The 1,375-nt window shown below is 76.5% G+C and carries 1 protein-coding gene; it reads right to left on the reverse strand.

Annotated features, from left to right (window positions below; translation table 11 throughout):
• Positions 1 to 32: 32 nt before the first annotated feature.
• Positions 33 to 1,127, reverse strand: a complete 1,095-nt coding sequence (locus tag ACFWEP_RS34670) for a glycosyltransferase family 4 protein (RefSeq protein ID WP_387376286.1) — start codon at positions 1,125 to 1,127, stop codon at positions 33 to 35.
• Between the last annotated feature and the right edge of the window lie 248 nt (positions 1,128 to 1,375).

Genomic DNA, 1,375 nt, shown 5'->3' on the forward strand with positions numbered 1-1,375 from the left:
CCCCTCGCTCCGGGGGGCGGGCCGGGGGCGAGTCAGCGGGCCCGGTTGGCCGGCTGCGCCAACTCGTCGTAGACGCTGAGCACATGGGTGATGGTGTCCTCCTCGGTGGGCCAGCCGGCGGCCTGCGACCGGCCCTCGGCCGCCAGCAGGGCGCACCGGTCCGGATCGAGGAGAAGTCCCGCGATCGCCCGGGCGAGCGCCCCGGCGTCGCCGTACGGGACGAGTTCGGCGGCGTCGCCCACGAGTTCGGGGATGCCGCCGACCGCGGTGGCCACCAGCGGCGTCCCGGCGCGGAGAGCTTCCTGCGCGAGGCGGGAGCGGGCTTCCCATCGGCTGGGGATCACCACGAGGTCCGCCGCCGCGACGAGTTCGGCGATGTCGTCCCGGGCGCCGATCAGCCGGACGGGCAACCGTTCGCTCTTGACGCGGCGTTGCAGGGCGGCCCGCTCGCGCCCCTCACCGGCGACGACCACCTGGGGCACCGGGTCCAGTCCGCCCAGCAGCCGGGCGGCGTCGAGCAGGAGACCCCACCCGTGACGCGGCATCAGGTTGCCGGCCGAGAGGAGCAACGGGCTTCCCACCGACCCGAGTTCGGCCCGCACCTTGTCGAGGTGCGCGGTGTCGACGGGGTAGCGCGAGACCGGTGCGGCGACCGGCGCCAGCCGGGCGTCCCTGGCTCCCCTGCGGCGGGCCCGGTCCACGAGATCGGAGGAGGTGCCCAGCAGGACGGCCGCCGCGCGGGCCGCCCGTACCTCCAGCAGGTGCCGCACACGCCGACGGGCGCCCTCGGCGTGGCCCCGGCCGTGCCAGGTCACGACCAGCGGGGTGCGCAGGCCGCCGAGTGCGGCGGCGGCGCGGAGGGCCGCGTGCGGGCCGTGCGCGTGCACGACGTCCGCGCCGAGGCAGGCGGAGCGCAGCGCGGCCATGGAGACGGGGTCGCCGCGCCGGGGCACCGCCGCGAAGCGGGCGCCGGTCGCGGAGAAGCCGTGGACCCGGTCCACGGCGGCGGGCGCGCAGACGGTGACGTGCACCCCGCGCGCGATCAGCCCGGCGGCGAGGGATCCGACGTGGGCACCACTGCCGGCCCCGCCGCCGCCCAGGACCTGCACCGTTCGCAGCTGTGACACGTTGATTGGCTCCCGGACTTCCCGTGTCGGTGAGGGTTGCGCGCCACGACGGCACAGACCCAAGGATGCCAGTCCGCAGGGGTGTTACGGACCGCCGGAACGTTGCTGCACCCCGGTGGGAGGACAACCGGCCGTTCCGTACCACTCGCACGAGTGACGACGATGGCGCGAAATCGCTGCTGGGTGCGGCATGCGTGCGGGGTCGGCCGGGCGCCGCGTCGGCCACCGGCGGCCGACGCGGCGGGTAC

Origin of the sequence: Streptomyces sp. NPDC060198, from assembly GCF_042728415.1 — a bacterium.
In the GTDB taxonomy this organism is placed as follows: Bacteria; Actinomycetota; Actinomycetes; order Streptomycetales; family Streptomycetaceae; genus Streptomyces.